At 70.6% G+C, this 24,941-nt stretch carries 18 protein-coding genes; 7 read left to right on the top strand and 11 right to left on the bottom strand.

The genetic code is table 11. The features are described 5' to 3' along the window. Positions 1–179 precede the first annotated feature (179 nt). From H489_RS34330 to H489_RS34285, 10 genes are all read right to left on the bottom strand, one after another. Positions 180–1,184 carry an ABC transporter permease gene (locus tag H489_RS34330; RefSeq protein WP_017888405.1) on the bottom strand — a complete coding sequence of 335 codons (1,005 nt, stop codon included), beginning with the start codon at positions 1,182–1,184 and terminating at the stop codon, positions 180–182. Further along, complete coding sequence (locus tag H489_RS34325; RefSeq protein WP_017888404.1) at positions 1,181–2,116, bottom strand: ABC transporter permease; 936 nt, start codon at positions 2,114–2,116, stop codon at positions 1,181–1,183. Before H489_RS34325 ends, H489_RS34330 begins: the two co-directional genes overlap by 4 nt. Further along, positions 2,113–3,915 (bottom strand): dipeptide ABC transporter ATP-binding protein, encoded by a 1,803-nt coding sequence (locus H489_RS34320; protein ID WP_017888403.1) that lies wholly within the window; start codon positions 3,913–3,915, stop codon positions 2,113–2,115. The genes H489_RS34325 and H489_RS34320 overlap by 4 nt, the downstream gene beginning before the upstream one ends. Then, positions 3,912–5,579, bottom strand: a complete 1,668-nt coding sequence (locus H489_RS34315; protein ID WP_031260394.1) for an ABC transporter substrate-binding protein — start codon at positions 5,577–5,579, stop codon at positions 3,912–3,914. Before H489_RS34315 ends, H489_RS34320 begins: the two co-directional genes overlap by 4 nt. A gap of 203 nt (positions 5,580–5,782) precedes the next feature. Continuing rightward, positions 5,783–6,727, bottom strand: coding sequence for a hypothetical protein (locus H489_RS38535; RefSeq protein WP_017888401.1), 945 nt, complete (start codon positions 6,725–6,727; stop codon positions 5,783–5,785). A 511-nt stretch (positions 6,728–7,238) separates the two neighbouring features. Beyond that, on the bottom strand, positions 7,239–8,513 hold the full coding sequence (locus H489_RS34305) for a D-arabinono-1,4-lactone oxidase (protein WP_017888399.1): 1,275 nt from the start codon (positions 8,511–8,513) through the stop codon (positions 7,239–7,241). Between the two features lie 17 nt (positions 8,514–8,530). Further along, positions 8,531–10,066 carry an L-arabinose isomerase gene (gene araA, locus H489_RS34300; protein ID WP_017888398.1) on the bottom strand — a complete coding sequence of 512 codons (1,536 nt, stop codon included), beginning with the start codon at positions 10,064–10,066 and terminating at the stop codon, positions 8,531–8,533. Next, a complete protein-coding gene (locus tag H489_RS34295) occupies positions 10,063–10,773 on the bottom strand; it encodes an L-ribulose-5-phosphate 4-epimerase (RefSeq protein ID WP_017888397.1) in 711 nt (236 codons plus the stop codon). The genes araA and H489_RS34295 overlap by 4 nt, the downstream gene beginning before the upstream one ends. Beyond that, a complete protein-coding gene (locus H489_RS34290) occupies positions 10,770–12,473 on the bottom strand; it encodes a xylulokinase (protein WP_017888396.1) in 1,704 nt (567 codons plus the stop codon). The genes H489_RS34295 and H489_RS34290 overlap by 4 nt, the downstream gene beginning before the upstream one ends. Before the next feature lie 485 nt (positions 12,474–12,958). After that, positions 12,959–13,957: a LacI family DNA-binding transcriptional regulator gene (locus H489_RS34285; RefSeq protein ID WP_017888395.1), complete on the bottom strand. Its 999-nt coding sequence runs from the start codon at positions 13,955–13,957 to the stop codon at positions 12,959–12,961. Positions 13,958–14,119: 162 nt separating this feature from the next. Between H489_RS34285 and H489_RS34280 the strand changes: the two genes are divergently transcribed. The 4 genes from H489_RS34280 to H489_RS34265 all read left to right on the top strand — a co-directional run bounded on the left by H489_RS34280 (position 14,120) and on the right by H489_RS34265 (position 19,446). Beyond that, a complete protein-coding gene (locus H489_RS34280; RefSeq protein WP_017888394.1) occupies positions 14,120–16,129 on the top strand; it encodes a glycoside hydrolase family 127 protein in 2,010 nt (669 codons plus the stop codon). After that, entirely contained in the window at positions 16,126–17,442 is a 1,317-nt protein-coding gene (locus H489_RS34275; RefSeq protein ID WP_235045697.1) for an ABC transporter substrate-binding protein, read from the top strand. The genes H489_RS34280 and H489_RS34275 overlap by 4 nt, the downstream gene beginning before the upstream one ends. A 77-nt stretch (positions 17,443–17,519) precedes the next feature. Further along, on the top strand, positions 17,520–18,488 hold the full coding sequence (locus H489_RS34270; protein WP_017888392.1) for a carbohydrate ABC transporter permease: 969 nt from the start codon (positions 17,520–17,522) through the stop codon (positions 18,486–18,488). A 4-nt stretch (positions 18,489–18,492) separates the two neighbouring features. Continuing rightward, positions 18,493–19,446 (top strand): carbohydrate ABC transporter permease, encoded by a 954-nt coding sequence (locus H489_RS34265; RefSeq protein WP_017888391.1) that lies wholly within the window; start codon positions 18,493–18,495, stop codon positions 19,444–19,446. 253 nt (positions 19,447–19,699) lie between these two features. Here the strand turns inward: H489_RS34265 and H489_RS0119830 are convergent, their stop codons facing one another. Beyond that, a complete protein-coding gene (locus H489_RS0119830) occupies positions 19,700–20,749 on the bottom strand; it encodes a substrate-binding domain-containing protein (protein ID WP_017888390.1) in 1,050 nt (349 codons plus the stop codon). A gap of 180 nt (positions 20,750–20,929) precedes the next feature. Between H489_RS0119830 and chvE the strand changes: the two genes are divergently transcribed. The 3 genes from chvE (at position 20,930) to mmsB (ending at position 24,885) form a co-directional block, all read left to right on the top strand. Then, complete coding sequence (chvE, locus tag H489_RS34260) at positions 20,930–22,057, top strand: multiple monosaccharide ABC transporter substrate-binding protein (protein WP_017888389.1); 1,128 nt, start codon at positions 20,930–20,932, stop codon at positions 22,055–22,057. A gap of 106 nt (positions 22,058–22,163) precedes the next feature. Then, a complete protein-coding gene (mmsA, locus tag H489_RS0119825; RefSeq protein WP_017888388.1) occupies positions 22,164–23,717 on the top strand; it encodes a multiple monosaccharide ABC transporter ATP-binding protein in 1,554 nt (517 codons plus the stop codon). Then, complete coding sequence (gene mmsB / locus H489_RS34255) at positions 23,704–24,885, top strand: multiple monosaccharide ABC transporter permease (RefSeq protein WP_017888387.1); 1,182 nt, start codon at positions 23,704–23,706, stop codon at positions 24,883–24,885. Before mmsA ends, mmsB begins: the two co-directional genes overlap by 14 nt. Positions 24,886–24,941 lie beyond the last annotated feature (56 nt).

Raw genomic sequence — 24,941 nt, 5'->3', positions numbered from 1 at the left:
GCGGGGCGGGCAGCCGGCGCAGGGCGGGGCGAGCCGGGCCGGGCCGGGCGCAGACGCACGGTGCAGGGTTCGTCGGACCGTGACGGGCTACCCGCTCGGTGCGGCGCCGTAGTGCAGAACGGAGCGGGCAACCTCGCACGAACCAGCGCGCCCCGCACGGTGCGAGGCTCGACCGCGCCCTACGCCCGGCGCCGCACCCGCGGGTCGACGAACGCGTAGACGATGTCGACGATCACGTTCGCGGTCACGATCAGCAGCGCCGAGAACAGCGTGAAGCCGACGACCACCTGCAGGTCGAGCGTGTGCACCGCGTCGATCAGCAGCGCGCCGAGACCCTGCATCGAGAACACCTTCTCGGTGATGACTGCACCGCCGAGCAGCGACCCGAGGTCGAGCCCGAACAGCGTCACCACGGGCAGGATCGCCGTCCGGAGTCCGTGCCGCACGACGACCTGGCGTTCCCGCAGTCCCTTGGCCCGAGCGGTCCGGACGAAGTCCTGCGACATCGACTCGAGCATCTCGCCGCGGGTCAGCCGGGCGTAGATCGCAGCGCTGATGAAGGCCAGCACGCACCACGGCAGGATCAGGTGGGTGAACCAGCCGACCGGGTCGTCGCCGAAGGCCACGTAGCCGCTCGTCGGCAGGATCCCGAGCACGAACCCGAACAGCAGGATGCCGAGCAGTCCGACCAGGTACGCCGGCGACGAGACACCCGCGACCGCGACCGTCATCACGGCCCGGTCGACGAAGGTGCCGCGACGCAGCGCCGAGACGGTGCCCCCGAACACCCCGGCCACGAGCCACAGCACAGCGGCTCCGACGGCGATCGAGGCGGTGACGGGCAGGCGCGCGAGGATGAGCTCGGTGACGCTCTCGTGCAGCTGGAACGAGTACCCGAAGCACGGCGCCGCGCACTCGATGACGCTGTTGCCGCTGCCGAAGGTCCGGCCGGTGAAGATGCCGGCCAGGTAGGCGCCGAACTGTGCGAGCCAGGGCTTGTCGGTGCCCAGGAACGCCTGCACCTCGCGCAGTCGGTCCGGGGTGCAGGGCTTGTCGCAGATCGCCCGCGCCGGGTTGGTCGGCAGCAGCATGAAGAGCGCGTACGTGATGGCCGCGACGACGAGCAGCACGACCGCCGCACCGAGCAGGCGGATCGCGAGGAAGCGCAGGGTCGCGGCGTTCACGCGGTGCCCCCTCGCGGGTCGAGGGCGTCGCGCAGGGCGTCGCCGAGCACGTTGAAGGCGAGGGTGATGAGGAACAGTGCGGCTCCGGGGAACACGAGGTACATGGGGTCGGTCTGCACCCAGCCGATGGCGTCACCGATGCTGCGACCCCACGACGGCGTCGGCGGGTTGACCCCGACGGCGAGGAACGAGAGCGCGGCCTCGGCACCGATCATCGACGGGATCGAGATCGTCGCGTAGACGGTGATGGTCGCGGCGAGGTTCGGCAGCAGCTGCGTGCGGATGACGTGCCACCGGCCGGCACCCATCGCGGTGGAGGCCACGACGTAGTTCCGGCTGACGAGCGACAGCGTCTGTCCTCGCACGACACGGGCCACGGCCGGCCAGCCGAAGAACCCGATGACGAGCACGACGAGCACGGGCTTCGGGAACGACGACGGCACGATCGCGGTGAGGGCGATCATGAACACGAGCGACGGGAACCCGAAGATCACGTCGACGACCCGCGAGAGCACCCGGTCGTACCAGCCGCCGAAGAACCCGGTCGTGACGCCGACGAGCACGCCGATGACGATCGACACCAGGGTGGCGGCGAGTCCGATGCCGAGCGAGGTCCGCGCGCCGTACGTGACGATCGAGAACAGGTCGCGCCCGGTCAGGGGCTCGACGCCGAACCAGTGCTCGCCGCTGATGCCGCCGCCCGGACCGCGCGGAGCACCGAACGAGTTGAGCGCGTCGATGTCGTACGAGTACGGGTCCTGCCCGGACGCCTTCGCGATGAGCGGGGCCGCCACGGCGACCACCAGGAACACCGCGATGACGACGGCCGAGGCCACCGCCCAGCGGTCCTGCCGCACCCGCCGCACGACGGCCCGGAAGCCGGTCGTACGGCCGGACGGTGCGACCGGTCGGTCGACCACGTTGGCCGTCACGAGGCCACTCCTTCCCACGCGCGCCACGCCTCGCGGCGGGCGGCCTGTCGCACGGGATCGGCGACGGGCGCTGCGGCGAGGAGCATGCGCGTGTAGTCCTGTTGCGGGTCGTCGAGCACCGCGTCGGTACTCCCCCGTTCGACGATCCGGCCGTCGCGCAGCACGATCACCTTGTCGGCGAGCTGGCGGACGACGGCGAGGTCGTGGCTGATGAGCAGCATGCCGAAGCCGAACTCCTGCTGCAGGCCGGCGAGCAGGTCGAGCACGGCGGCCTGCACCGTCACGTCGAGTGCCGAGGTCGGTTCGTCGGCGATCACGAGTGCCGGCCGCAGCGCGAGCGCACGCGCGACGGCGACTCGCTGCCGCTGGCCGCCGGACAGCTGGTGCGGGAACCGCTCGGCCCACGTCGGGTCGAGCTGCACGGCGATCAGCAGTTCGCGGACACGCTCGGCGCGTTCGGCTGCGGAGTCGGTGCCGTGCACGAGCAGCGGTTCCGCGATGCTCCAGCCGATGGTCTGCCGCGGGTTGAGCGACGACGCCGGGTCCTGGAACACGATGCCGACCCGGCTGCGCAGTTCGCGCAGCCGGCGTCCGCGAGCGGTGCGCAGGTCGCTGCCGTCCACCTCGACCGAGCCGGCGACGACGGGCACCAGGCCCGCGAGCGCGCGCCCGATCGTCGACTTGCCGGAACCGGACTCGCCCACCAGGCCGACGGTCTCGCCAGCGTGCAGGTCGAGGTCGATACCGGACACGGTGGGTGCGCCTCGGCGCGAGTACCGCACGGCGACGTCGCGCAGGCGCGCCACGAGCGGACTGGGCCCACGCCGCCGGTTCTGGTCCGACGCGCCAGCGGCGGGCCGGCCGTGCCGGTGGGGAGAGGCGCGACTCGCGTCGTCGACGTCGGCCGGGGCCGAGGCGGTGCTCGCGTCTGCGGACAGATTGCGGCTTGCCGGAGCCGCGTCCGGTCCGGCAGGCCGAGTCTCGGTCGACGCGAGCGGCTCGGCGGAGCTTCCACGCGCCTCCAGGCTGGGGACGGCCGCGAGGAGCTCGCGCGTGTAGTCGGCGGTCGGGTGGTCGAAGACCTCGGCGACGGTCCCGTGCTCGACCGGGTCGCCGCGACGCAGCACCAGCAGGTCGTCCGCGACGTCCGCCACCACGCCCATGTCGTGGGTGATGAGCAACACGGCCAGGGAACGCTCGCGGCCGAGCCGCCGCAGCAGGTCGAGGATGCCGGCCTGCACGGTGACGTCGAGCGCGGTCGTGGGTTCGTCGGCGAAGAGCGCCACCGGATCGCCGGCCAGGGCCATCGCGATCATCGCACGCTGGAGCTGGCCGCCGGACAGTTCGTGCGGGTAGGCCTTCCGGATGCGCTCGGGGTCGGCGAGCCCGGCGTCGCGGAGCAACTCGTCGACGCGGGCCGTGACACCGGCACGGTCGAGTCCCGACGGGTGTACCCGGACGGCCTCGGCGATCTGGGTGCCGATCGACAGGACCGGTGTGAACGAGTTCATCGGCTCCTGGAACACCACGCCGATGCCCGTACCACGGACGGCGCGGACGGTCTCGGTGGCGGCACCGATGAGCTCTTCGCCGCGGAACCGGGCGCTGCCCGACACCGAGGCCTGCGGCGGCAGGAGCCCGAGCACGCTCATGGCGCTGACGGACTTGCCCGAGCCTGACTCCCCCACCAGGGCGAGGACCCGGCCGGGCGTCAGGTCGAAGGAGACGTCACGGACGACGGGCTCCGCGTCGCCGAACGCGACGCGGAGCCCCTCGACCTGCAGGATCGGATCGGTCACTGCTTGAGCGAGACCTTGAGGTAGTTCGGGTACGCGGGGAAGTCCGCGATCTGGAAGTTCTGCACGTTCGACCCGGCGAGGAACGACTGCTTCGCGTAGATCAGCGGCACGACCGGGGCGTCGGCCATGATCTTCTGGTCGGCCTGGGCCCAGAGCTTCTGCGCGGCGTCCTGGTCGACCGTCGAGCTCGCCTTCGCGATGAGGGCGTCGACCTCGGGGTTGCTGTACTTCGAGACGTTGTAGCCGCCGCCACCGATCTGCGACGAGGCGTAGAGCGGCTGGAGGTTGGCGTTCGCGCTCGGGAAGTCCGGCTGCCAGCTCGACAGCGACAGGTCGAAGTCGGTGCCGTTGGTGGTCGCCTGCGTGAAGGAGTCGTAGTCCAGGGGCTTGAGTGTCACCGTGATGCCGGCACGCTTCAGTCCGGACTGCAGCGCCTGCGCCTGGGCGAGGTACGTCGGGTCGTTCTGCGTGACGAGGGTCAGCTTCAGGCCCGAGACACCGGCCTCCTTGAGCAGCTGCTTCGCCTTGTCGACGTCGCCGGTGGCCTTCGTCTTGTACAGGTCGTAGTCCTGGCGCCCCGCGATGCCCGGGGTGATCAGGGTCGAGGCGTACGACCCGGCGATCGCGCCGCCTGCGGCGATCCGGAACGACTTGCGGTCGACGGCGTACTGCAGGGCCTGTCGGACCTTGAGGTCCTTGAGCGCACCGCGCTGCGTGTTGATCGCCATGTAGCTGATCGGGCCGGCCTTCGAGGTGGCGAGGCGGTCCTGGGCGGCCGGGTTGCTGCGCACCTGGTTCAGCTCCGCGGCACCGAGGTAGATCGCCCCGAAGGAGTTCTTGGCGTCGCCGTTGTCCGCGATCAGGGTCTGCGTGGCCGTGGACTGGTCCTGGCTCTCCTTGAACACGATCTTCGACGGGCCGGCCGTGCGGACCTCGTCGGTCTTCGCGCTCCAGTTCTTGTTGCGGACCAGCGTGACCTGCGAGCCCTGCGTGTTCGACTGCACCTGGTACGGGCCGGACGCGACCGGCTTCAGGTCGTAGGCGCCGGTGTCCTTGCCGTCGCCCTCGGGCACCGGGGTGAACGCCGGCATCGACGCGAGCCACGGCCAGTCGCCGTACGCGGCGTTGAGCTTGAAGACGATGGTCTTGTCGTTCGGGGTCTCGATGCTGTCGAGCGACTTGCCGTCGAACGGGCCCTTGTAGGAGTCACCACCGACCAGGAGCGACTTGTGGTAGCTCAGGCCACCGCTCAGCGTCGGCGCGAACGAGCGCTCGATGCCCCACTTGATGTCCTTCGTGGTGATCGGCGTGCCGTCCTGGAACTCGACGCCGTCCTTCAGCGTGTAGGTCCAGGTCTTGCCGTCGTCGCTCGAGACGCCGGTGTTGGTCGCCAGGTCGGGCACGACCTTCGCCGTCTTGCCCGGCTCGACGTCCCAGGTGGTGAGTCGACGCGCGACGAGCCCCATCGACGTGATGCCGAGACTCTGGCTGGTCGCCGGGTCGAGGTGGAACGAGGTCTGCGGCGTCAGGATGTTGAGCGTGCCGCCCTTGGCCGTGCCGTCGGCACCGTCGTCGGACGAGCCCCCACCCGAGCAGCCGGTCAGGACCAGGGCTGCTGCTGCGGCGACGGCCGCGGTGATCGTCAGGCGGTTGGGGCGTCTCATGACGGGGCTGCTCCTCGGGGAAGGGGGCGCGATCGCGGTGGCGGTCGCTGCGACGGCGGAACGGTCCACCCGCCGGGCGGCATCCATCCTGACACCGCGACGGTGGCCCGTCCGAATCTCGCGTGCGTCGGACGACGCACGACGAAACATTGCAAGCGCCGGACGCCGTCCCGCTATTCCCGATGCGTTCGCACCGTCGTGTGTCAGCGGTCGAAGAGCCCACCGAGGAAGTCGTTGCCGAGGTTCGACGCCTGCTCGCCGAGACCGGACGCCTGCTCACCGAAGCCCGCGGCCTGCTCACCGAAGCCACCGAGGAGCTGCTCACCCTGACCGGCGAGTCCATCGACGCCACCGCTGAGGTCACCGAGTCCGAGGTCACCCATGCCCGAGGCGATGCCCTCGAAGTCCACGCCGAGGTCGGCAGCCCCTGCCAGCACCGGACCGGCGGCGGCGCTCAGCACCGCTCCCCCGGCCACCGCGGCGGCGAGGCCACCGAACGCCATCGCGCCAGCGCCGACCGCTGCACCGCCGGCGAAGGCCCCGGCGCGGCCGCGACCGTTGCCGTTGGCGTTGCCCGAGCGGCCGGAACCCCCGAGGACCCGTCGGACCAGACCCGGACGCGACATCTCCCCGCGGGTCATCGCACGGGCCATGCCGCCCGCCGAGTCGTCGCGCAGGTGCTCGTGGGGCGGGAGCTCGGAGTTCAGGCGGTCGCGGACCTGCTGGCGCTGCCCGGAGGTGAGCCGCGCGAAGGCGTCGTGGTGGACCTGTTCGAGCTGCTCCGGCGACGAGGTGCGGAGCAGGTAGTCGTACTTCGCCAGGGCGACCTTGTCGGCGTCGGCCCCGTGCTGCGGCGTGCCTGCGTGCTGCTGCTGCTGGCCGTACTGCTGCGGCTGGCCGTACTGCTGCGGCTGGCCGTACTGCTGCGGCTGGCCGTACTGCTGCGGCTGGCCGTACTGCTGCGGCGGCTGCTGCTGTCCCCGGTCGTCACCGGTCAGCTTGTCCGCGGCGCTCCGCACGATGCCACGCCAGTCGGTTCCGCCCTGCTGCGATCCGGCGCCGGGCGCGGTTCCCCCCTGCCCACGCTTCTGGAGCTGCTTGTCGATGACCTTCGAGGCCATGCCGATGATGCGGTTGAGGTTCGCCATGCCCCGACCTTTGCGTCCTCACATGTGGACGACCGGTACCGAAGCGGGGGTTCGCCGGGGCATCCGATGGGGATCCCCTGTGAGAGTCGATCTGCATATCAGCGGACACATGCACGTCGGCTGGCTCCGGTCGTGTCACCGCCGGAGCGCGACCTGGGCGAAAGCGTGAGGCCCGGGACTGCGACAACAGTTCCGGGCCTCGATTCGCCTTCCGAGTGGAAAGCCAAGGGATGCATCAACCATCCCGATTCCAACGCTCGGAACCGATGGTAGCCGAGCCCGCTCGGCGACGCATCCCTCGGCCGAAGCTCCTCGTGTCAGCCGGCGACGACACCAGGAGGTGAGCGATGTCGAACGACGCCGATGATCGGTCCAGGCGTCGGGTGCCCTGGCTGGGGATCGCGAGCTTGCTCGTGACCGTGGTCAGGCTCCTGATCGACCTGTCCCGCAAGGACTGAGGACCCGGGTGTCCCGCACCACAGCCGGTGGTGCGGGACACCTGTCAATCGCGTCAGGACAGGATGCGCGCGAGGAACGCGTTGCGGAACCGCCCCGTGGGGTCGAGGTCACGGGCGAGTGCGGCGAAGTCGGACAGCCGCGGGTACGCCTCGTGCAGCCGCTCGGCGCCGGCAGCCGAGACCTTGCCCCAGTGCGGCCGCGGGTCGAAGGGCTCGAGGACGTCCTCGATCCGGGTGACCGCCGCCGCAACGGCGGCGGCGTCCCGGCGGAACGTGAAGTGCAGACCGACCGACTGTCGGCCGGATGACGGCGCGAGCCAGGCGGTGTCGGCCGCGATGGTGCGGACCTCGGCGGCGATGAGGATCGGCGCGAACAGCGACGCCAGCGGTCGGAGCGCCTCGAGTGCCGCCACGGCCGAGGCCGCGGGGATCAGGTACTCGGCCTGGATCTCGGCCCCGGTCGAGGGGGTGAACGAGGACCGGAAGTGCGGCAGCCGCTCGGCCCACGGCCCTGGCACGCCGCCCTGCTCGGTGACCCCGGCAGGGTCGTTCTCACCCGGGTGCACCGGACCCGAGGCTGCACGGGCTCCGAGGGCCACGAGGTCGACCGTCGGTGCGGCCTCGTCGACGCGGTGCTTGACCCAGACCTGCCGGGCGCCCCGGTCGTCGAACGACGTGAACATCGACACCGAGTACGCGTCGGACATCACCGGGTCGAACTGCGCGGCCACGGCCTCCCACGGCAGGTCGAGGTGCACCGCCGTGGCGACCTGGAACGTCGACTCGATCGCGAGCTCCACCGCGGTGACGACGCCGAGCGCGCCGATCCCCACGCGGTGGGCGTCGAGCAGCCCGTCCGGCGACGCAGCGTCGACGTGGTCGAGCGCGCCGGAGGCGCGCACCACGTCGAGGCCGACCACCGCCTGCGCGAGCGACGGGTTCCGCACACCGGAGCCGTGCGTCCCCGTGGCGACGGCACCGGCCGTGGAGATGTGCGGCAGGGACGCGAGGTTCCCGAGGGCCCAGCCACGGGCCTCCAGTCCGGCCGCGACCTGACTGTGCGTCATGCCCGCGGCCACACGGACCACCCGCCGGGCCGTGTCGATGTCGAGCACGGGCGGCAGGTCCGACAGCGAGACCTGGACGGCATCGGTGTCGGCGATGGTGTTGAACGAGTGTCGCGAGCCGAGCGCCGTCAGGCGCGGCGTCGAGGCGACGAGCTGCTGGAGCTCGTCCACCGACGTCGGGCGGGCCAGCGCCGAGGCGCGGTAGGTGACGTTGCCCGCCCAGTTCGTGCGCGTGCGCTCGGCCGCGATCACGTCGTCCATCGTGGGTCCTGACTCCCCTAGAAGCCGCGGTCGAGACGGTGCCACGTCTGCTGGAGACGCAGCTCGTCGCGGAACCCGCGTGCGGTGGTGTGCTCGTCGATCACCAGGAACTCCGTGCCGACCATCGTCGCGAAGTCCTCGACGACCTGCAGGCCGACCGCCGTCGTCATGACGGTGTGGTGCGCGGCGCCGGCGGTGAGCCAGGCCTCGGCGGCGACGGGGAACGACGGCCGGGGCTCCCAGACCGCACGGCCGACGGGAAGCTTCGGCAGGGCCTCGGTCGGGGGCACGACGTCGACGACGTTCGCGGTGAGGCGGAACCCGTCGCGGGTGTCGGAGAGCGCGACGACGACGGCCTCGCCGGAGTCGGCGGTGAAGACCAGGCGGACCGGGTCGTCCTTGCCGCCGATGCCGAGCGGGTGGATCTCGAGCGTCGGCTTCGTGGTGGTGAGCGTCGGCGAGACCTCGAGCATGTGCGCCCCGAGGATCTTCTCGGCGCCCGGGGTGAGGTCGTAGGTGTAGTCCTCCATCAGGCTCGCACCACCGGGCAGGCCGGCGCCGGCGACGTTCATCGCGCGGACCAGGACCGAGGTCTTCCAGTCGCCCTCGGCGCCGAAGCCGTAGCCGTCGGCCATCAGGCGCTGCACGGCCAGGCCCGGCAGCTGCTTGAGCGAGCCGAGGTCCTCGAAGTTCGTGGTGAAGGCGGCGCTGCCGTTCTGCGCGAGCAGCGTGCGGAGGCCGATCTCGATGGCGGCGCCGTCGCGGAGCGCGGCGTGACGCTCGCCACCGTCGCTGCGGAGTGACGGGTCCACGTCGTAGTCGCGCTCGTACGTCGCCACGAGCGCGTCGACCGCTGCCGTGTCCGCTGCTGCGGCGTCCACCGCTGCTGCGAGCTCGTTGACCGCCCACGTGTTGACCTGCACGCCGAGCTCGATCTCGGCCTCGGTCTTGTCGCCCTCGGTGACGGCGACGTAGCGCATGTTGTCGCCGAAGCGGGTGAGCTTCAGCTCGCGGACGGCCGCGGCACCTGCGGCGGCACGGGTCCAGTTCGCGACGCGCTGCTGGACGCGCGGGTCCGAGACGTGGCCGACGGCCGTGGCGTGTCGGACGCCCAGGCGGGCCAGGGCGTAGCCGAACTCACGGTCGCCGTGCGCGGCCTGGTTGAGGTTCATGAAGTCGAAGTCGATGTCCGCCCAGGGCAGCGTGACGTTCGCCTGCGTGTGCAGGTGCAGCAGCGGCTTGGTCAGGGCCTGCAGGCCGCCGATCCACATCTTGGCCGGGCTGAACGTGTGCATCCACGTGGTGACACCGATGACCTTGTCGTCGGCGCTCGCCTCGATGAGCGCCCGGCGGATGCCGTCGGCGTCCTTGAGGACGGGCTTCCAGACGAGCTGCACCGGCAGGTGCCCGGCGAGCTCCGCGTGGACGGCCTTGCTCTGCTCCTCGACCTGGCGCAGGGTCTCCTCGCCGTAGAGCCCCTGGGAGCCGGTGAGGAACCAGACCTCGTAGCTGTCGAGCGTGGCCTGGGGGTCGACGGTGGTGTCCTGCGTCATCGCATGGCTCCTTCGGGGTTCTGTCCGTAGACGTTCTGGTAGCGATCGAAGAGTCGATCGATGTCTGCTTCGGGGATCGGGACGACCTCGCCGCCCTGCTTCGCGATGTGGACGGTCCGTGCCACGTCCTCGCACATCACGGCCGCCTTGACGGCGTCCTTCGCGTCCTTGCCGATCGTGAAGACGCCGTGGTTCTGCATCAGGACCGCACGACTGCGGTGACCGCTCAGGGTGTCGACGATGCCGTGGCCGATCGAGTCGTCGCCGATGATCGCGAAGGGGCCGACCGGGATCGGTCCGCCGAACTCGTCCGCCATCGCCGTGATCACGCACGGGATCGCCTCGGCGCGGGCGGCCCAGGCGGTCGCGTACGTCGAGTGGGTGTGCACGACACCGCCGACCTCGGGCATGTTCCGGTACACGTAGGCGTGCGCGGCGGTGTCGCTCGAGGGACCGTGCGCGTTGCCCCAGCCCTCGGCCGGCACGCCGTCGAGCGTGCAGACGACCTGGTTCTCCGGCGTCAGGTCGTCGCTCGACACCCCGCTCGGCTTGATGACGAACAGGTCCGTACCGGGCACGCGCTCGGAGACGTTGCCGCCGGTCCAGATCACGAGGCCGTAGCGGACGAGTTCGCCGTGCAGGCGCGCGACGCGCTCCCGCGTCGTCGCCACCGCCTGGCGTGTGGTCTCGTCGATCGCGTCCGTCATCGGGTCACTTCCTCTGTCTGGAGGCGCGGGTCGGCGCCGTCGGTCGCTTCGGTCGGTCCTGTGGTCGCGCTGGGGCGGGTCGCCGCCGCGGCGACGTCCTGCACGGGCAGTGCCGCCCGGTAGCGGTCCAGGTACGTCTGGAACCCGGCGACGTCCGCCGGCTCGGGTTCGGCCACGTGCACGGCGTCCCCGCCGAACACGGTGTCCGACAGGTAGTCGGCGAGCTGCTGGTCGGTGTGCTCGAGGTAGGCGGCCAGCACCGCGATCCCCCACGCGCCGCCCTCGCCCGCGGTCTCCTCGAGCGCGATCGGCACGCGCAACGCCGCCGCGAGCAGCCGCTGCGGGCTGCCGGGCGTCCGGAAGAGCCCGCCGTGCGCAGTCATCCGGTCCACCTGCACCTGTTCGCCGTGCAGGACGTCCATGCCGATGGCCAGGGTCGCGAAGGCGCCGTGCACCTCGGAGCGCACCAGGTTGCCGAGCGTGAAGCGTGCGCCGGGGGTGCGGAGCAGCAGGGGCCGGCCGTCCTCGACGTGGGTGACCGGTTCGCCCGCCAGGTAGTTGAAGGAGAGCAGGCCGCCGGCGTCCGGGTCGGTGTCGTCGGCGACGGCCTCGGCGAGCAGCGTGGCGTAGACGTCGTCGATGCCGATCGGCGTCGCGCCGGTCCGCTCGCTCGAGGCCTCGTCGAAGCGCCCGAACACCCGGGCCCAGCTCGCGATCTCGCTCGCGCCGTTGTTGCAGTGCACCATCGCCACGGCGTCGCCGGCCGGCGTGGTGACGACGTCGAGTTCCTCGTGCGCCGTGGTCAGCGGCTGCTCGAGCACGACCATCGCGAAGATGCTCGTGCCGACGCTGACGTTGCCGGTGCGCGGGGCGACGGCGTTCGTGGCGACCATGCCGGTGCCGGCGTCCCCCTCGGGCGGGCAGAGCGGTGCACCGGGTTCGAGCGTGCCGGTCGGGTCGAGCCAGGCCGCACCCTCGGGGGTCAACTCGCCCGCTTCGGCGCCGGCGACCAGGACCTCGGGCAGCAGGGACCGCAGGTCCGGCAGGCCGATCAGGTCCTGCGCGGTGGCGAGCATGGCGCGGTCGAAGTCCTTGGCACCGGGGTCACCGGGGCCGCTGTCGACGGGGCCGCCCTCGATGGGGAACATGCCGCTGGCGTCACCGACACCCAGCGCGTTCCGACCGGTCAGACGACGGTGGACGTAGCCGGCCAGGGTCGTCACACCGGCGATCTCGGCCACGTGCGGCTCGTCGTCGAGGACCGCCTGGTACAGGTGCGCGATCGACCAGCGCAGCGGGATGTTGAACCCGAGGGCCTCGCTGAGCCGTTCGGCTGCGGGACCCGTGGAGGTGTTGCGCCAGGTGCGGAACGGCACGAGCAGCTCGCCCGCGGCGTCGAACGCCAGGTAGCCGTGCATCATCGCGCTCACGCCCACCGCGCGGAAGGTCGTCGGGGTCACGCCGTACTGCGACTCGACGTCGGCGACCAGGGCGGCGTACGCGGCCTGGAGTCCGGTCTCGACGGCCTGCAGCGAGTAGGTCCAGCGCCCGTCGACGTACTCGTTCTCCCACTCGTGGGAGCCGGCTGCGATGGGGACGAGGTCCTCGTCCACCAGGCAGGCCTTGATGCGGGTGGAGCCGAGCTCGATCCCGAGCGTGGTGCGGCCGTCCACGATCCGCTGTCGGCGGTCGTCGCCCATGCGTTCCTCCAGAACCTCGTCGTCCTCAGTGAGCGCTCACATCCTGGCACGTGAGCGCTCACACACGCAACGCGGCGGCGCGCCGCCCGTCCTGCCCGTCCCACTCGTCCGCCCGCTTCCCCCGCCGGTCGAAACTCCCCGCTCAGTTCCGCCGACCGGTCACGAACCGTCGTCCGGCGCACCTGCAGCCGACCATTCCTGACCGATCGACGTCCCACGCACGACGGGTCGTGACCGCGCGACGCACGAGGGCGACGACGATGTGCGACCACACGCCGCCCCACACCCGCGCGAGTCCCGACCCCTCGCCGCCCACACCCGGGAGCGCCGACCCGCCGGACCCGCGACACCCCGAACGGCGGCGCCCGGCACGGTCACGACGCCCCGTTGCCTCCCCGCCGCGCGGTCACGAACGGTCGGCTGGCGGCGCGCAGAGCGACGGTTCGTGACCACTCGACCACGGCGGACGGGGTGTCGTGACCGACCTACGCCCCGACCGTGCTCTCGCGGATGACAAGCGACGGCGTCACGGCCGCCGACGCCGCGGTCCCGCCGTCGATCAGGGCGAGGAGCGCCTGCCCCGCGACGCGCCCGAGCTCCTCGAGCCGCAGGTCGACCGTGGTCAGCGGCGGCCTCGAGGCGAGCGCCATCACGTCCCAGTCATCGAAGCCCGTGACCGCGACGTCTCCCGGCACCGAGCGCCCGAGCTCCCGCAGCCGGTCGCACACGCCCCGGGCGATCTGGTCGCTGCCACAGACGATCGCGTCGACGTCGGGCGACTGCCGGGCCAGCACGTCCACGGCCTGCCGCCCCCAGCGCTCCGACCACTCGCCGTACAGCGGCTCGGTGACCAGGTGCGACCCGAGCACCGACGTGGCACCGGCGACGCGACGCGCTGCCGACCGGTGCCGCGCCGGCCCCGTCACGATCGCGACCCGCTGCCTCCCGAGCGAGTGCACGTGCGAGGCGACGAGTGCCGAACCGGCGGCGTCGTCGAGCGTGACCGACACGTCGCTGTCGTCGGTCGAGGGCGAGAAGGCGTAGACGACGGGGATGGACGCGTCGATCGGGGGCCGGGCGTCGGCGGAGCGGCCGGTCACGATGATGCCGTCGACACCGCGGGCCGCCAGGGAGCGCAGGTAGTGGGCCTCGCGCACGTGGTCGTCGCGGGTGTCGCACAGCAGGACGGCCATACGCCCAGCGGACAGGGCGTCCTCGGCACCGAGCAGCACCGGGATCGAGAACCGGCCGAACGAGTCGGTGGTGATCATGCCGACGGTGTAGGTCCGCCCCGAGGACAGCGCACGGGCACGGGCGTCGCCGACGAACCCGAGCTTCTCGGCTGCTTCCTTCACCCGCAGCCGGGTGGCGTCCCGCAGCTGTCCGGTGCCGTTCAGCGCCTTCGACGCGGTGCCGATCGACACTCCGGCGAGCGCCGCCACGTCGGTGATCCGGATCGGCTGTCCGGTGCGTTCGAGCGTCACGGCAACCACCTTTCCGATGACCAGGACGTGCCGATGACCTTACACAAAAGCACCGGAATGCTCTTGCGCGACGTGCGCCCCGTGTCGTAGCGTCCACCGCAGAAACCGTTTTCCGGATCGATGACGACCCGGACGGCCCGAGTCACATCGCAAGGAGGCGACATGACCACCACGCTCGCGACCGATCGCGGCGCGCACACCGCGACCCCGGTCCTCCCGACCGCCGACGCGCACCTCACGCTCCGGCCGCTGCCGACCGGCGACGCCCGGATCACGGGCGGCTTCTGGGCGCTCCGACAGGAGCGCAACGGCCGTGACGCCGTGCGGAGCGGCTACCAGCAGCTCGAGACGGCCGGCAACTTCCGGAACCTGCGCATCGCCGCGGGGCTCGAGGAGGGCGAGGCCGTCGGCCCGATCTTCATGGACTCCGACGTGACGAAGTGGCTCGAGGCCGTGGCGTGGGAGTACGGCCGCGCCCCCGCCGAGGACCTGCTCGACCTGCAGCGCGAGGTCACCGCGCTGTACGCCCGAGCCCAGGCCGAGGACGGCTACCTGGACTCCGTGCAGCAGGTCCGCGGCAAGGGCGAGCGGTACACGGACCTCAAGTGGAGCCACGAGATGTACTGCGCCGGGCACCTGTACCAGGCGGCCGTGGCCCAGCACCGTGCGACGGGCGACACCGGGCTCCTCGAGGTCGCGATCAAGAACGCCGACCACCTGGTCCGCACGTTCGGCGACGGTACCGCCCCGGACGGCACGCCGAAGACCCGCGACGTCGACGGCCACCCCGTCGTCGAGATGGGCCTGGTCGAGCTGTACCGCGAGACCGGCGACCGCGCCTACCTCGACCTGGCGCACTGGTTCGTCGATGCCCGGGGCCACGGGATCATCGAGCGCGCCGGCGGCGAGCCGACGTACTTCTCCGACCGGGTGCCGAGCCGCGAAGCCACGACGGTGGAAGGGCACGCCGTCCGCGCCGTGTACCTGGCCGCGGGTGCCGTGGACGTCGCGATCGAGACCGGGGACACCGAGCTCCTCACCGCGAGCGAGACGCAGTTCGCGGACATGATGGCGACGAAGGCGTTCATCACCGGCGGCCTCGGGGCTCGCTGGGACTGGGAGGCGTTCGGCGACCCGTACGAGCTGCCGACCGACCGCGGCTACGCCGAGACCTGCGCGGCGATCGGCGGGGTGCAGTGGGCCTGGCGCCTGCTGCTCGCGACCGGCAAGCCCGTGTACGCGGACGCGATCGAGCGCCTGCTCTACAACGCGTTCCTCGCCGGGGTGAGCCTGGCCGGCACCGAGTACTTCTACGTGAACCCGCTGCAGCAGCGCGACCACGCCCACCAGGACGAGAACCGCTCCCCCGCCCACGGGCGTCGCGGCTGGTTCGACTGCGCCTGCTGCCCGCCGAACATCATGCGGACCTTCGCGAGCCTCGACGGCTACCTGGCGACCGCGACGGACGGCGGGTTGCAGATCCACCAGTACGCCACCGCGGACCTCGGTCCGGTGCGCGTCGACACCGACTCCCCGCACGACGGCCGCGTCCGCGTCACGGTCACCGAGGACGGCCCGCTCGCCCTGGGCCTGCGGATCCCGGCCTGGTCGGACACCACGACCGTCACGGGTCCGGACGGGTCCGCGAACCCCACGGCGGGCACGCTGCACGTCGTCGACCGCGAGTGGTCGGCGGGCGACACCGTCGAGCTCGTCTTCGACACGACACCGCACCGGTACGTCGCCGACGCCCGCATCGACGCCGCCCGCGGGCAGGTCGCGATCGAGCGCGGCCCGCTCGTGTACGCGGTCGAGCAGGCGGACCAGCGGGGCTTCACGGTCGACGACCTGACGGTCGACGCCGACGCGCCGATCACCGAGGAACACCGCGACGACCTGCTCGACGGCGTCGTCACGCTGCGGATCCCGGGGCACGCCCCGGCCGAGCACGTGCAGCCGGCCTGGCCGTACCAGCGTCTGGACGGGCCGGGAGGCGCGACCACGGCCCGCGACGCGACCAACGTCGACGACGTGGCCGGTCCGCAGGGCGCCACCACGGGCCTCCAGGCCGGTCGCAACGTCCACGACGTCACCGCGACCGCGGTCCCGTACTACGCGTGGGCGAACCGGGGAGCCGCGCCGATGCGCGTCTGGCTCCCGCTGGCGCGGTGACCGGCGTGGACCGCCGTGCGTTCCTCGTCGGCGGCGTCGCCGGCGGGGCAGCCCTCGCCCTGGCCGGGTGCTCCGGCACCCTGCCGAAGGTCGTCGCGAAGCCCGCGAGCTTCGGGAAGAACGCGACCGGCACGGTGCAGGTGTGGTGCCGGTCGGCGACCCAGGCCGGCCTGACGTCGGCCGTCGCCGGGTTCAACAAGGCGAACCCGGAGCTGCAGGTCCAGCTGACCCCGGTGCCGGACGCGCAGTACGTGACCAAGCTGGCGACCGCGATCCGCGGCGGTGAGCCGCCGGACGTCGTGGACATCGACGACATCAACTCGCAGCTGTTCATCTTCCGCGAGGCGTTCGCCGACCTGACCGACGTCGTCAAGAGCCTGGACTACTTCGATGCGATCTCGCCGGGGCACCTGCGCCTGCTCGAGTACCGCGACCGGTACTACGGGCTGCCGTACCTGGCGGACAACTCGCAGCTGTTCGTCAACACCGAGCTGTTCGAGCGTGCGGGCCTCGACGTCGAGGAATCGACGAAGGACCTGTCCACGCTGCTCGACGCGGCGAAGGCCATCCGGAAGCTCGACGACGACGTGTACGGCTGGTCGATCTCCGGCAACGCCGCCGGCATCATCGGCTTCGTCACGCAGCCGCACGTCTGGGCGACCGGCGTCGACATGATGACCGGCGAGGTCGGCTCCCAGCGGCCGAACATCACCGGCAACGAGGCCCTCGAACGCATGCTCGAGTTCTACCGGCAACTGTGGAAGGACGGCGTGCTGTCGAAGGCGACGTACTCCGACGCCGGTACCACGTGGGGTGCCGACTTCCGGGCCGGCAAGGTGGGGATCTTCCCGACCTCGTACGGGGCGACCGTGCCCGCGGCCACCAAGGCGATGCGGGCGAAGATGCAGACGGTGCTCATCCCGTCGTGGGACGGCCAGCGGTCGTTCTTCGACGGCGGCGACAACATGTGCATCCCGAACGGGGCGGCGAACCCGTCCGGTGGGTGGGCGTTCATGCAGTACGCGAACGCGCTCCAACAGCAGCAGGCACTGCCGGACGGCGGGTACTTCCCGACGCGGTCCGACGCCGCCACCCCGGAGTACCGCAAGCGGTTCCCGCTGGCGTACGGCCCGCTCGACGCCATCGAGAAGGGCTACGCGCCGCAGACGCTGGCGTACAACCTGCTCAACAACCAGCCGTCGTCGCCGTACTTCGCGATGTTCCGCGAGGCCGTGTTCGGGTCGGGGAGCGCTGCCGCCATGCGGACGGCGCAGTCCGACTACCAGCGGATCCTCGACCAGGTGCAGGCCTGAGCCTGCCTGCTCGCTCGTCTCGCTCGTCTCGGGCTCTGGCTCGTCTCGCTCTTGTTGATGCACAGAGAGGTGCACGCATGTCGACCATCTCCACCCGGCGTCCCGCCGGCCGGACCGGCCCGGGCCGTCCCACCGTGGGCCGCGGCCCGGGGCGCGGCGGCTCCGCCCGGACCCGCAACTCGCTCACCCACCCGCCGCGCACCGGCGCCGTCCTCGTCGCCCCGGCGATCCTGTTCGTCGCCGTCTTCGTGCTCGTCCCGCTCGTGTTCGCGCTCTACATCTCGTTCACGAACTGGCCCCTGATCGGCCCGTACCGGTTCATCGGGCTGCAGAACTACCTGACGCTGTTCCAGGACCCGACGTTCGTGCACGCGATCGGCTACACGCTGCTGTACACGGCGATCGTGACCCTGCCGATCCTGGCGCTCGGGTACTTCTTGGCCGTGCTCGTCCGGGCCCGCCGCCGCGGCAGCACGATCCTGCGGACGGTGTTCTTCCTGCCGTACGTGGTCGGGCTGACGACGCTCTCGTTCATGCTCGTGCTCGAGGCGCAACCGAACTCCGGCGCCGTCAACATGGTGCTCCGCTGGCTCGGGATCACCGACGGCAGCACCGCGTGGCTCGTGAACGGCCCGCTGGCGACGGTGCTCATCTGCGTGCTCGTGGTCTGGGCGGTGTCGGGCTTGACGATGGTGCTGCTCATGTCGGCGATGCAGGGCGTCCCCGACGAGGTCTACGAGTCCGCGCAGCTCGAAGGGGCGTCCTGGTGGCAGACCGAACGCCTCATCACGTTCCCGATGATCCGCTCGACCGTCGCGCTGAGCGTCATCATCTCGGTGATCGGGTCGCTGCTGGCCTTCAACCAGTTCTACATCCTGACCCAGGGCGGGCCGGGCACCGAGACCACCACCATCGTGAACGCGATCTACAACCGCGGGTTCGTGAACCTGCAGCTCGGGGCCGCGACCGCCCAGTCGATCGCCCTCGTCGTGGTGATCGCCGCCGTGACGGTGTTCCAGTTCTGGGCACTGCGAGAGAAGGACTGACGCCATGAGCACCACGACCTCCCGTGCGGCCCTCTCGGCGCCGGACCTGTCCACCAGGACCCTGACCACCACGGGCGACGGCCGACGTCGGCGCCACCAGCAGGGCAGCGTCCAGCACCCGCGCGACACCACCGTGAAGCGCACCCTCTACGCGATCGCCGGCATCGGTTCCGCGCTTGTGTTCGGTGTCCCGCTCATCTGGTCGATCCTGCGGGCGTTCCAGTCCGAGGCCGTCATCACGCAGGCCCCGGACCCGGCGACGTTCTTCCAGCTCGGGTGGCAGAACTTCGCCGCCGTGTTCGCCTCGTCGTCGCACCTGCTCACCGGCGTCGTGAACTCGCTCATCGTGTCGATCGCCACGGCGGTGCTGACCGCGGTCATCGCGACGATGGCCGGCTACGGCTTCGCCCGCTTCCGGTTCCGGGGATCCGGCGTCGTGTTCGGCCTGGTGCTGCTGACGATGATGGTGCCGTTCCAGGCCATCCTCACGCCGCTGTACCTCGAGATGAACGCCATGGGGCTGACGAACTCGCTGCTCGGACTCGTGCTGTTCTACACGACGGTGAACCTGCCGTTCGGGGTGTTCGTGATGCGGAACGCGTTCGAGTCGATCCCCACCGAGCTCGAGGACTCGGCCTTCGTCGACGGGGCCTCGCGCTTCCGGGTCGTCGTGTCGGTGCTCCGCCCGCTGCTCCTGCCCGGGGCGGCGACCGCGGCGCTCTACGCCTTCCTGGCGTCGTGGACGGAGTTCCTCGGAGCGCTGACGTTCCTGACGAAGGACTCGCTGTACACGCTGCCGGTCGCGCTGCTCAACCTGCAGACCGGGGCGTACGGGCAGGTGTCGTACGGCAACCTCGTCGCCGGGTCGGTGGTGGCGATGATCCCGTGCATCGCGCTGTACGTCGGGTTGCAACGGTTCTACGTCGCCGGGCTGTCGTCCGGGGCGTTGAAGGGCTGACGGTCGGGTCAGCTCGGGGTCATGCGCGGCCTCGCACCGTGCGCGGCCCCTCGGTCGGTGCGGGGTCGTGCGCGGCCTCGCACTGTGCGCGGCCCTTCGGTCCGTGCGGGGTTGATCGCTCGGTGCGGGACTGTAGCGCCGCACCGAGCGATCAACCTCGCACCGGCCGCACAACGCTGCACCGTGCGCCGCGGGCCCGCGCACGGGAGAACCCCGCACCGGCCGCACGATGCTGCACCGTGCGAGCCGTTCGCTACGTGCTGCGCCGCACCACCAGCTCGGGCGCGAGCAGCGTCTCGTCACGGGGCTCCCCCTCGACCAGGGCCCGCACGGTGTCGAGCACCCGCTCCCCCATCGCCCGGAAGTCCTGCCGCACGGTGGTCAGCGGCGGCGTGAAGTGCGCGGCCTCGGGGACGTCGTCGAAGCCCACGACCGCGATGTCGTCGGGCACCCGCAGCCCCTCGTCGGCGAAGGCGTGCAGCACCCCGAGCGCCATCTGGTCGTTGCCCGCGAAGACCGCGTCGACCGTCCCAACGTCGATGTGCCGGGCAGCTGCGAAGCCGCTCGCCGGGGTCCAGTCGCCCTCGAGCACGACGGGTTCGAGCCCGGCGTCCTGCATGATCCGCACGTAGGTGGCACGGCGGACCTCGGACTCCTGCGACACGTGCGGTCCGGCGATGTGCACGATCCGGCGGTGTCCGCGGTCGAACAGGTGCTGCATCACGAGCGAGGTGCCGGCGGCCTGGTCGATCGCGACCGCGGCGACGCTCGGCGCGACCGGGTTCCGGACGGCGTCGCGCTGCACCGCGTTCGACACCACGACGGGCACCGTGACCGGCACGGTGAGCGAGGCGAGGGCGTCGAGCACCCGGTTGTCGGCGGCGACGAGCACGATCGCGGCGACGTCCTGCGCGAGCAGCGTGGTGAGCGCGCCGGACAGGTCGGACGGCGTCGGTTCCTCGGGCAGGGTGGACAGCAGCACGTGGTACCCGGCGGACCGCGCGGCCCGTTCGAAGCCGATCGAGGTGCTCGACGGTCCGTACAGCGCGTCGCCGGCGGTGATGATGCCGAGCGCCTTGCTCCGCCCGCCGGCGAGTGCCCGGGCGGCGGCGCGGGGCCGGTACCCGAGCGCGGTGACGGCGTCGGTGACCTGCGTCCGGTACTGCTCGCGGACGGTCGGGTCACCGTTGATGACACGCGAGACGGTCTGGTGGGACACGCCCGCGCGTTCGGCGACGTCGAAGATCGTCGGGGCCTTCCGGCGCTTGCCGCCCGTGCCCTCGGGGGCGGTCCTGGTGCTCACGTGGCCAACCGTACCGCTCGGTCCGGCCACCGCGGCAAGATCACGAAACGGCGACGCTGAGTTGACACCCCGTCACGGAACCCACAAGATGTGAGCGCTCACACGAGCGCATCCCGCGGGGCACAGCAGCCCCGGCACCCGACCGCGTCGAGGACGACGCGAAGGAACAGAGGTACTTCGATGATGAAGCGCAGGATCATCGCGGGCGTCGCAGCCGTCGGCATCGCGATCTCGCTGGCCGCTTGCTCGGCCGGCGGCCGTGCATCCACCGATGGTGGCGGCAGCGGCGACAACAAGGGCGCCCTCGTCGGCGTCGCCATGCCCACCAAGGTCTCCGAGCGGTGGATCAAGGACGGCAACGCCGTCAAGAGCGACCTCGAGAAGGCCGGCTACAAGGTCGACCTCGAGTACGGCGACAACAAGGTCCAGCAGCAGGCCCAGCAGGTCAGCAACATGATCACCAAGGGCGCGAAGGTCCTGATCATCGCGTCGATCGACGGTGGCGCGCTCTCCGACCAGCTCGACGCCGCCGCCAAGGCCGGCATCAAGGTGATCTCGTACGACCGCCTGCTCACGGGCAACAAGAACGTCGACTACTACGTGTCCTTCGACAACGAGAAGGTCGGCGTCGACCAGGCGAACAGCCTGCTCACCGGCCTGGGTGTCCTCGACGCGGACGGCAAGAAGACCGGCGAGAAGGGCCCCTTCAACATCGAGGTCTTCGCCGGCTCGCTCGACGACAACAACGCCGGGTTCTTCTTCAACGGCGCCATGAAGACGCTCAAGCCGTACCTCGAGGACGGCACGCTGAAGATCCAGTCCGGCCAGGACAAGCTGTCCCAGGCCGCGACGCAGCAGTGGGACCCGGCCACGGCCAAGGCCCGCATGCAGAACCTGGTCGCCAAGTCCTACTCGGGCGGCACCACGCTCGACGGCGTGCTCTCGCCGTACGACGGCATCTCGATCGGCATCATCTCGGCACTGCAGGGTGCCGGGTACGGCACGAGCGACCGTCCGCTCCCGACCGTCACGGGCCAGGACGCCGAGGCCGCCTCGGTCAAGTCGATCATCGCCGGGCAGCAGTACTCGACCATCTACAAGGACACGCGCAAGCTCGCCAAGCAGTCGGTCACCATGGCCGAGGACCTGCTCACCGGCAAGAAGCCCGAGGTCAACGACACCAAGAGCTACGACAACAAGGTCAAGGTCGTCCCGACCTTCCTGTTCCAGCCGACGGTCGTCACGAAGGACAACTACAAGGAAGTCCTCGTCGACTCGGGCTACTACACCGAAGCCGACCTGAAGTAGTCAGGGCCCATCTCTCGGACCGGAGGCGCGGTGCCAGCTGCGCACCGCGCCTCCAGTCCGTCTCCACCAGCGCGCGCACGCGCGCGCACGACGGAAAGGCGTCCACATGGCGGACACCATCCTCGAGATGCGGGACATCACCAAGACGTTCCCCGGCGTCAAGGCCCTGCAGGGGGTCACGATCGAGGTCGAGCGCGGCCAGGTCCACGCGATCTGCGGCGAGAACGGCGCAGGCAAGTCGACGCTGATGAAGGTGCTGTCGGGGGTCTACCCGGCCGGCTCCTTCGACGGCGAGATCCTGCTCGACGGCGAACCCGTGCGGTTCGCCAACATCAACGACTCCGAGGCCGCCGGCGTCGTCATCATCCACCAGGAGCTGGCCCTCAGCCCCTTCCTGTCGATCGCTGAGAACATCTTCCTCGGCAACGAGCAGTCCAAGGGCGGCTTCATCGACTGGAACAAGACGAACCTGACGGCAGCCGAGCTGCTGGGGCGCGTCGGGCTGAAGGACAACCCCGTCACCAAGGTCGTCGACCTCGGTGTCGGCAAGCAGCAGCTCGTCGAGATCGCGAAGGCGCTCTCGAAGGAGGTGAAGCTCCTCATCCTCGACGAGCCCACCGCCGCGCTGAACGACGACGACTCCGCGCACCTGCTCGAGCTCATCCGCTCGCTGCAGGCCGAGGGCATGACGGCGATCATCATCAGCCACAAGCTCAACGAGATCAAGGCGATCGCGGACAAGGTCACGATCATCCGCGACGGCAAGACCATCGAGACGCTCGACATGCGGGCCGACGACGTGTCCGAGGACCGGATCATCCGCGGGATGGTCGGCCGTGACCTGTCGAACCGGTACCCCGAGCGCGAGAACCCCGTCATCGGCGAGGAACTGCTGCGGATCGAGGACTGGACCGTCCACCACCAGCTCGACTCGTCGCGCGAGATCATCCACCGGGCCAACCTGAACGTCCGGGCCGGCGAGGTCGTCGGCATCGCCGGGCTGATGGGTGCCGGCCGCACCGAACTCGCGATGAGCGTCTTCGGCCAGTCGTACGGCACCGGCATCAGCGGCACCGTCTACAAGCGCGGCACGCCGATCAAGACGCACACCGTCTCGCAGGCGATCGACAACGGCATCGCCTACGTCACCGAGGACCGCAAGCGCTACGGCCTGAACCTGATCGACGACATCAAGCGGAACATCTCCGGGTCGGCGCTCGGGAAGCTCGCGAACTGGGGGTTCGTGAACTCCTCGGAGGAGACCACGGTCGCGAGCCAGTTCCTCAAGAGCCTCAACATCAAGGCGCCGAACGTCGACGTCGTGACGGGGAAGCTCTCCGGCGGGAACCAGCAGAAGGTCGTCCTGTCGAAGTGGATGTACGCCGACCCCGACGTGCTCATCCTCGACGAGCCCACCCGCGGCATCGACGTCGGCGCGAAGTACGAGATCTACACGATCATCAACCAGCTCGCCGACCAGGGGAAGGCGGTCATCGTGATCTCCTCCGAGCTCCCCGAACTGCTCGGCATCTGCGACCGCATCTACACGCTCTCCGAGGGCACCATCACGGCCGACGTCCCGCGCTCCGAGGCGACGCCCGAGGTCCTCATGCAGTACATGACCCAGGAACGGGAGACCCCTGTCAATGAACGCGCTTAAGTCCGCCGTCGGCTACCTCACCGGGCAGCTCCGACAGATCGGCCTGTTCATCGCGCTGATCGTCATCGTCATCTTCTTCCAGGTGACCACGAACGGCATCACGCTGGCCCCGATCAACGTCTCGAACCTGATCGTCCAGAACAGCTACATCCTCATCCTGGCCATCGGCATGGTGATGGTCATCATCGCCGGGCACATCGACCTGTCGGTCGGTTCGGTGGTCGCCTTCACCGGTGCCATGGCCGGCGTGATGATCACGCAGTGGAACATCCCGTGGCCCATCGCGGTCGTGCTCTGCCTGGTCGTCGGTGCCCTCGTCGGTGCCTGGCAGGGCTTCTGGATCGCCTACTTCGGGATCCCGGCGTTCATCGTGACGCTGGCGGGCATGCTCGCCTTCCGCGGCGCGGCCCAGATCGTCCTGCAGAACCAGCAGATCTCGCCGTTCCCGACCGGCTTCCGCTCGCTCGGCTCCGGTTTCCTGCCGTCCTTCGGCACCACCGGGTACGAGCCGCTCACGATGATCCTCGGCTTCGCCGCCGCGGCCGTCATGGTGATCGCAGCGTTCCGCGGTCGCATCACGCGTCGCAAGTACCAGCTCGAGAGCGAGCCGTTCGCCTGGTTCATCGTGAAGACGGCCTTCGGCGCCGTGCTCGTGATCTACGTGGCGCTCCTGCTCGCCAGCTACAACGGCACCCCGATCGTGCTCGTCGTGCTCGGTGCGCTCGTGGTGATCTACTCGGTCGTCATGCGGAGCGCCGTGTTCGGCCGCCACATCTACGCGATCGGTGGCAACGCGCTGGCCGCGCAGCTGTCGGGTGTGAAGACGAAGCGGGTCACGTTCCTGCTCTTCGTCAACATGGGTGTCATCTCGGCCCTGGCGGGCGTGGTCTTCACCGGCCAGCTCAACCTGGCGGCTCCGGGCGCCGGCAACGGCTTCGAGCTCGACGCCATCGCCGCCGTGTTCATCGGTGGCGCTGCGGTCACCGGCGGCATCGGCACCGTGCCGGGCGCCATCGTCGGTGGTCTCATCATCGGCCTGCTGAACAACGGCATGTCGATCCTCGGTGTCGGCACCGAGTTCCAGTCCCTGATCAAGGGTCTGGTGCTGCTCGCCGCCGTCGCGTTCGACGTGTTCAACAAGCGCCGGGCGGCGTCCGCCCGCAAGTAGCGTTGTTCGCTTGGTGCGCAGAAACGGTCGGGTCCTCGATGGGGACCCGACCGTTT

This window comes from Curtobacterium flaccumfaciens UCD-AKU, assembly GCF_000349565.1.
GTDB classification, from domain to species: Bacteria; Actinomycetota; Actinomycetes; order Actinomycetales; family Microbacteriaceae; genus Curtobacterium; species Curtobacterium poinsettiae.
Note: the sequence above shows the minus strand (reverse complement) of the source record. Positions and strands in the feature narration are given on the sequence as shown.

What these genes read in the sequence shown, in the direction of transcription:
- H489_RS34315 (WP_031260394.1), bottom strand. Translation starts at nt 5,579, where the DNA reads ATGAGACGCCCCAACCGCCTGACGATCACCGCGGCCGTCGCCGCAGCA.
- H489_RS38535 (WP_017888401.1), bottom strand. Translation starts at nt 6,727, where the DNA reads ATGGCGAACCTCAACCGCATCATCGGCATGGCCTCGAAGGTCATCGAC.
- H489_RS34305 (WP_017888399.1), bottom strand. Translation starts at nt 8,513, where the DNA reads ATGGACGACGTGATCGCGGCCGAGCGCACGCGCACGAACTGGGCGGGC.
- araA (WP_017888398.1), bottom strand. Translation starts at nt 10,066, where the DNA reads ATGACGCAGGACACCACCGTCGACCCCCAGGCCACGCTCGACAGCTAC.
- H489_RS34295 (WP_017888397.1), bottom strand. Translation starts at nt 10,773, where the DNA reads ATGACGGACGCGATCGACGAGACCACACGCCAGGCGGTGGCGACGACG.
- H489_RS34290 (WP_017888396.1), bottom strand. Translation starts at nt 12,473, where the DNA reads ATGGGCGACGACCGCCGACAGCGGATCGTGGACGGCCGCACCACGCTC.
- H489_RS34280 (WP_017888394.1), top strand. Translation starts at nt 14,120, where the DNA reads ATGACCACCACGCTCGCGACCGATCGCGGCGCGCACACCGCGACCCCG.
- H489_RS34270 (WP_017888392.1), top strand. Translation starts at nt 17,520, where the DNA reads ATGTCGACCATCTCCACCCGGCGTCCCGCCGGCCGGACCGGCCCGGGC.
- H489_RS34265 (WP_017888391.1), top strand. Translation starts at nt 18,493, where the DNA reads ATGAGCACCACGACCTCCCGTGCGGCCCTCTCGGCGCCGGACCTGTCC.
- chvE (WP_017888389.1), top strand. Translation starts at nt 20,930, where the DNA reads ATGATGAAGCGCAGGATCATCGCGGGCGTCGCAGCCGTCGGCATCGCG.
- mmsA (WP_017888388.1), top strand. Translation starts at nt 22,164, where the DNA reads ATGGCGGACACCATCCTCGAGATGCGGGACATCACCAAGACGTTCCCC.
- mmsB (WP_017888387.1), top strand. Translation starts at nt 23,704, where the DNA reads ATGAACGCGCTTAAGTCCGCCGTCGGCTACCTCACCGGGCAGCTCCGA.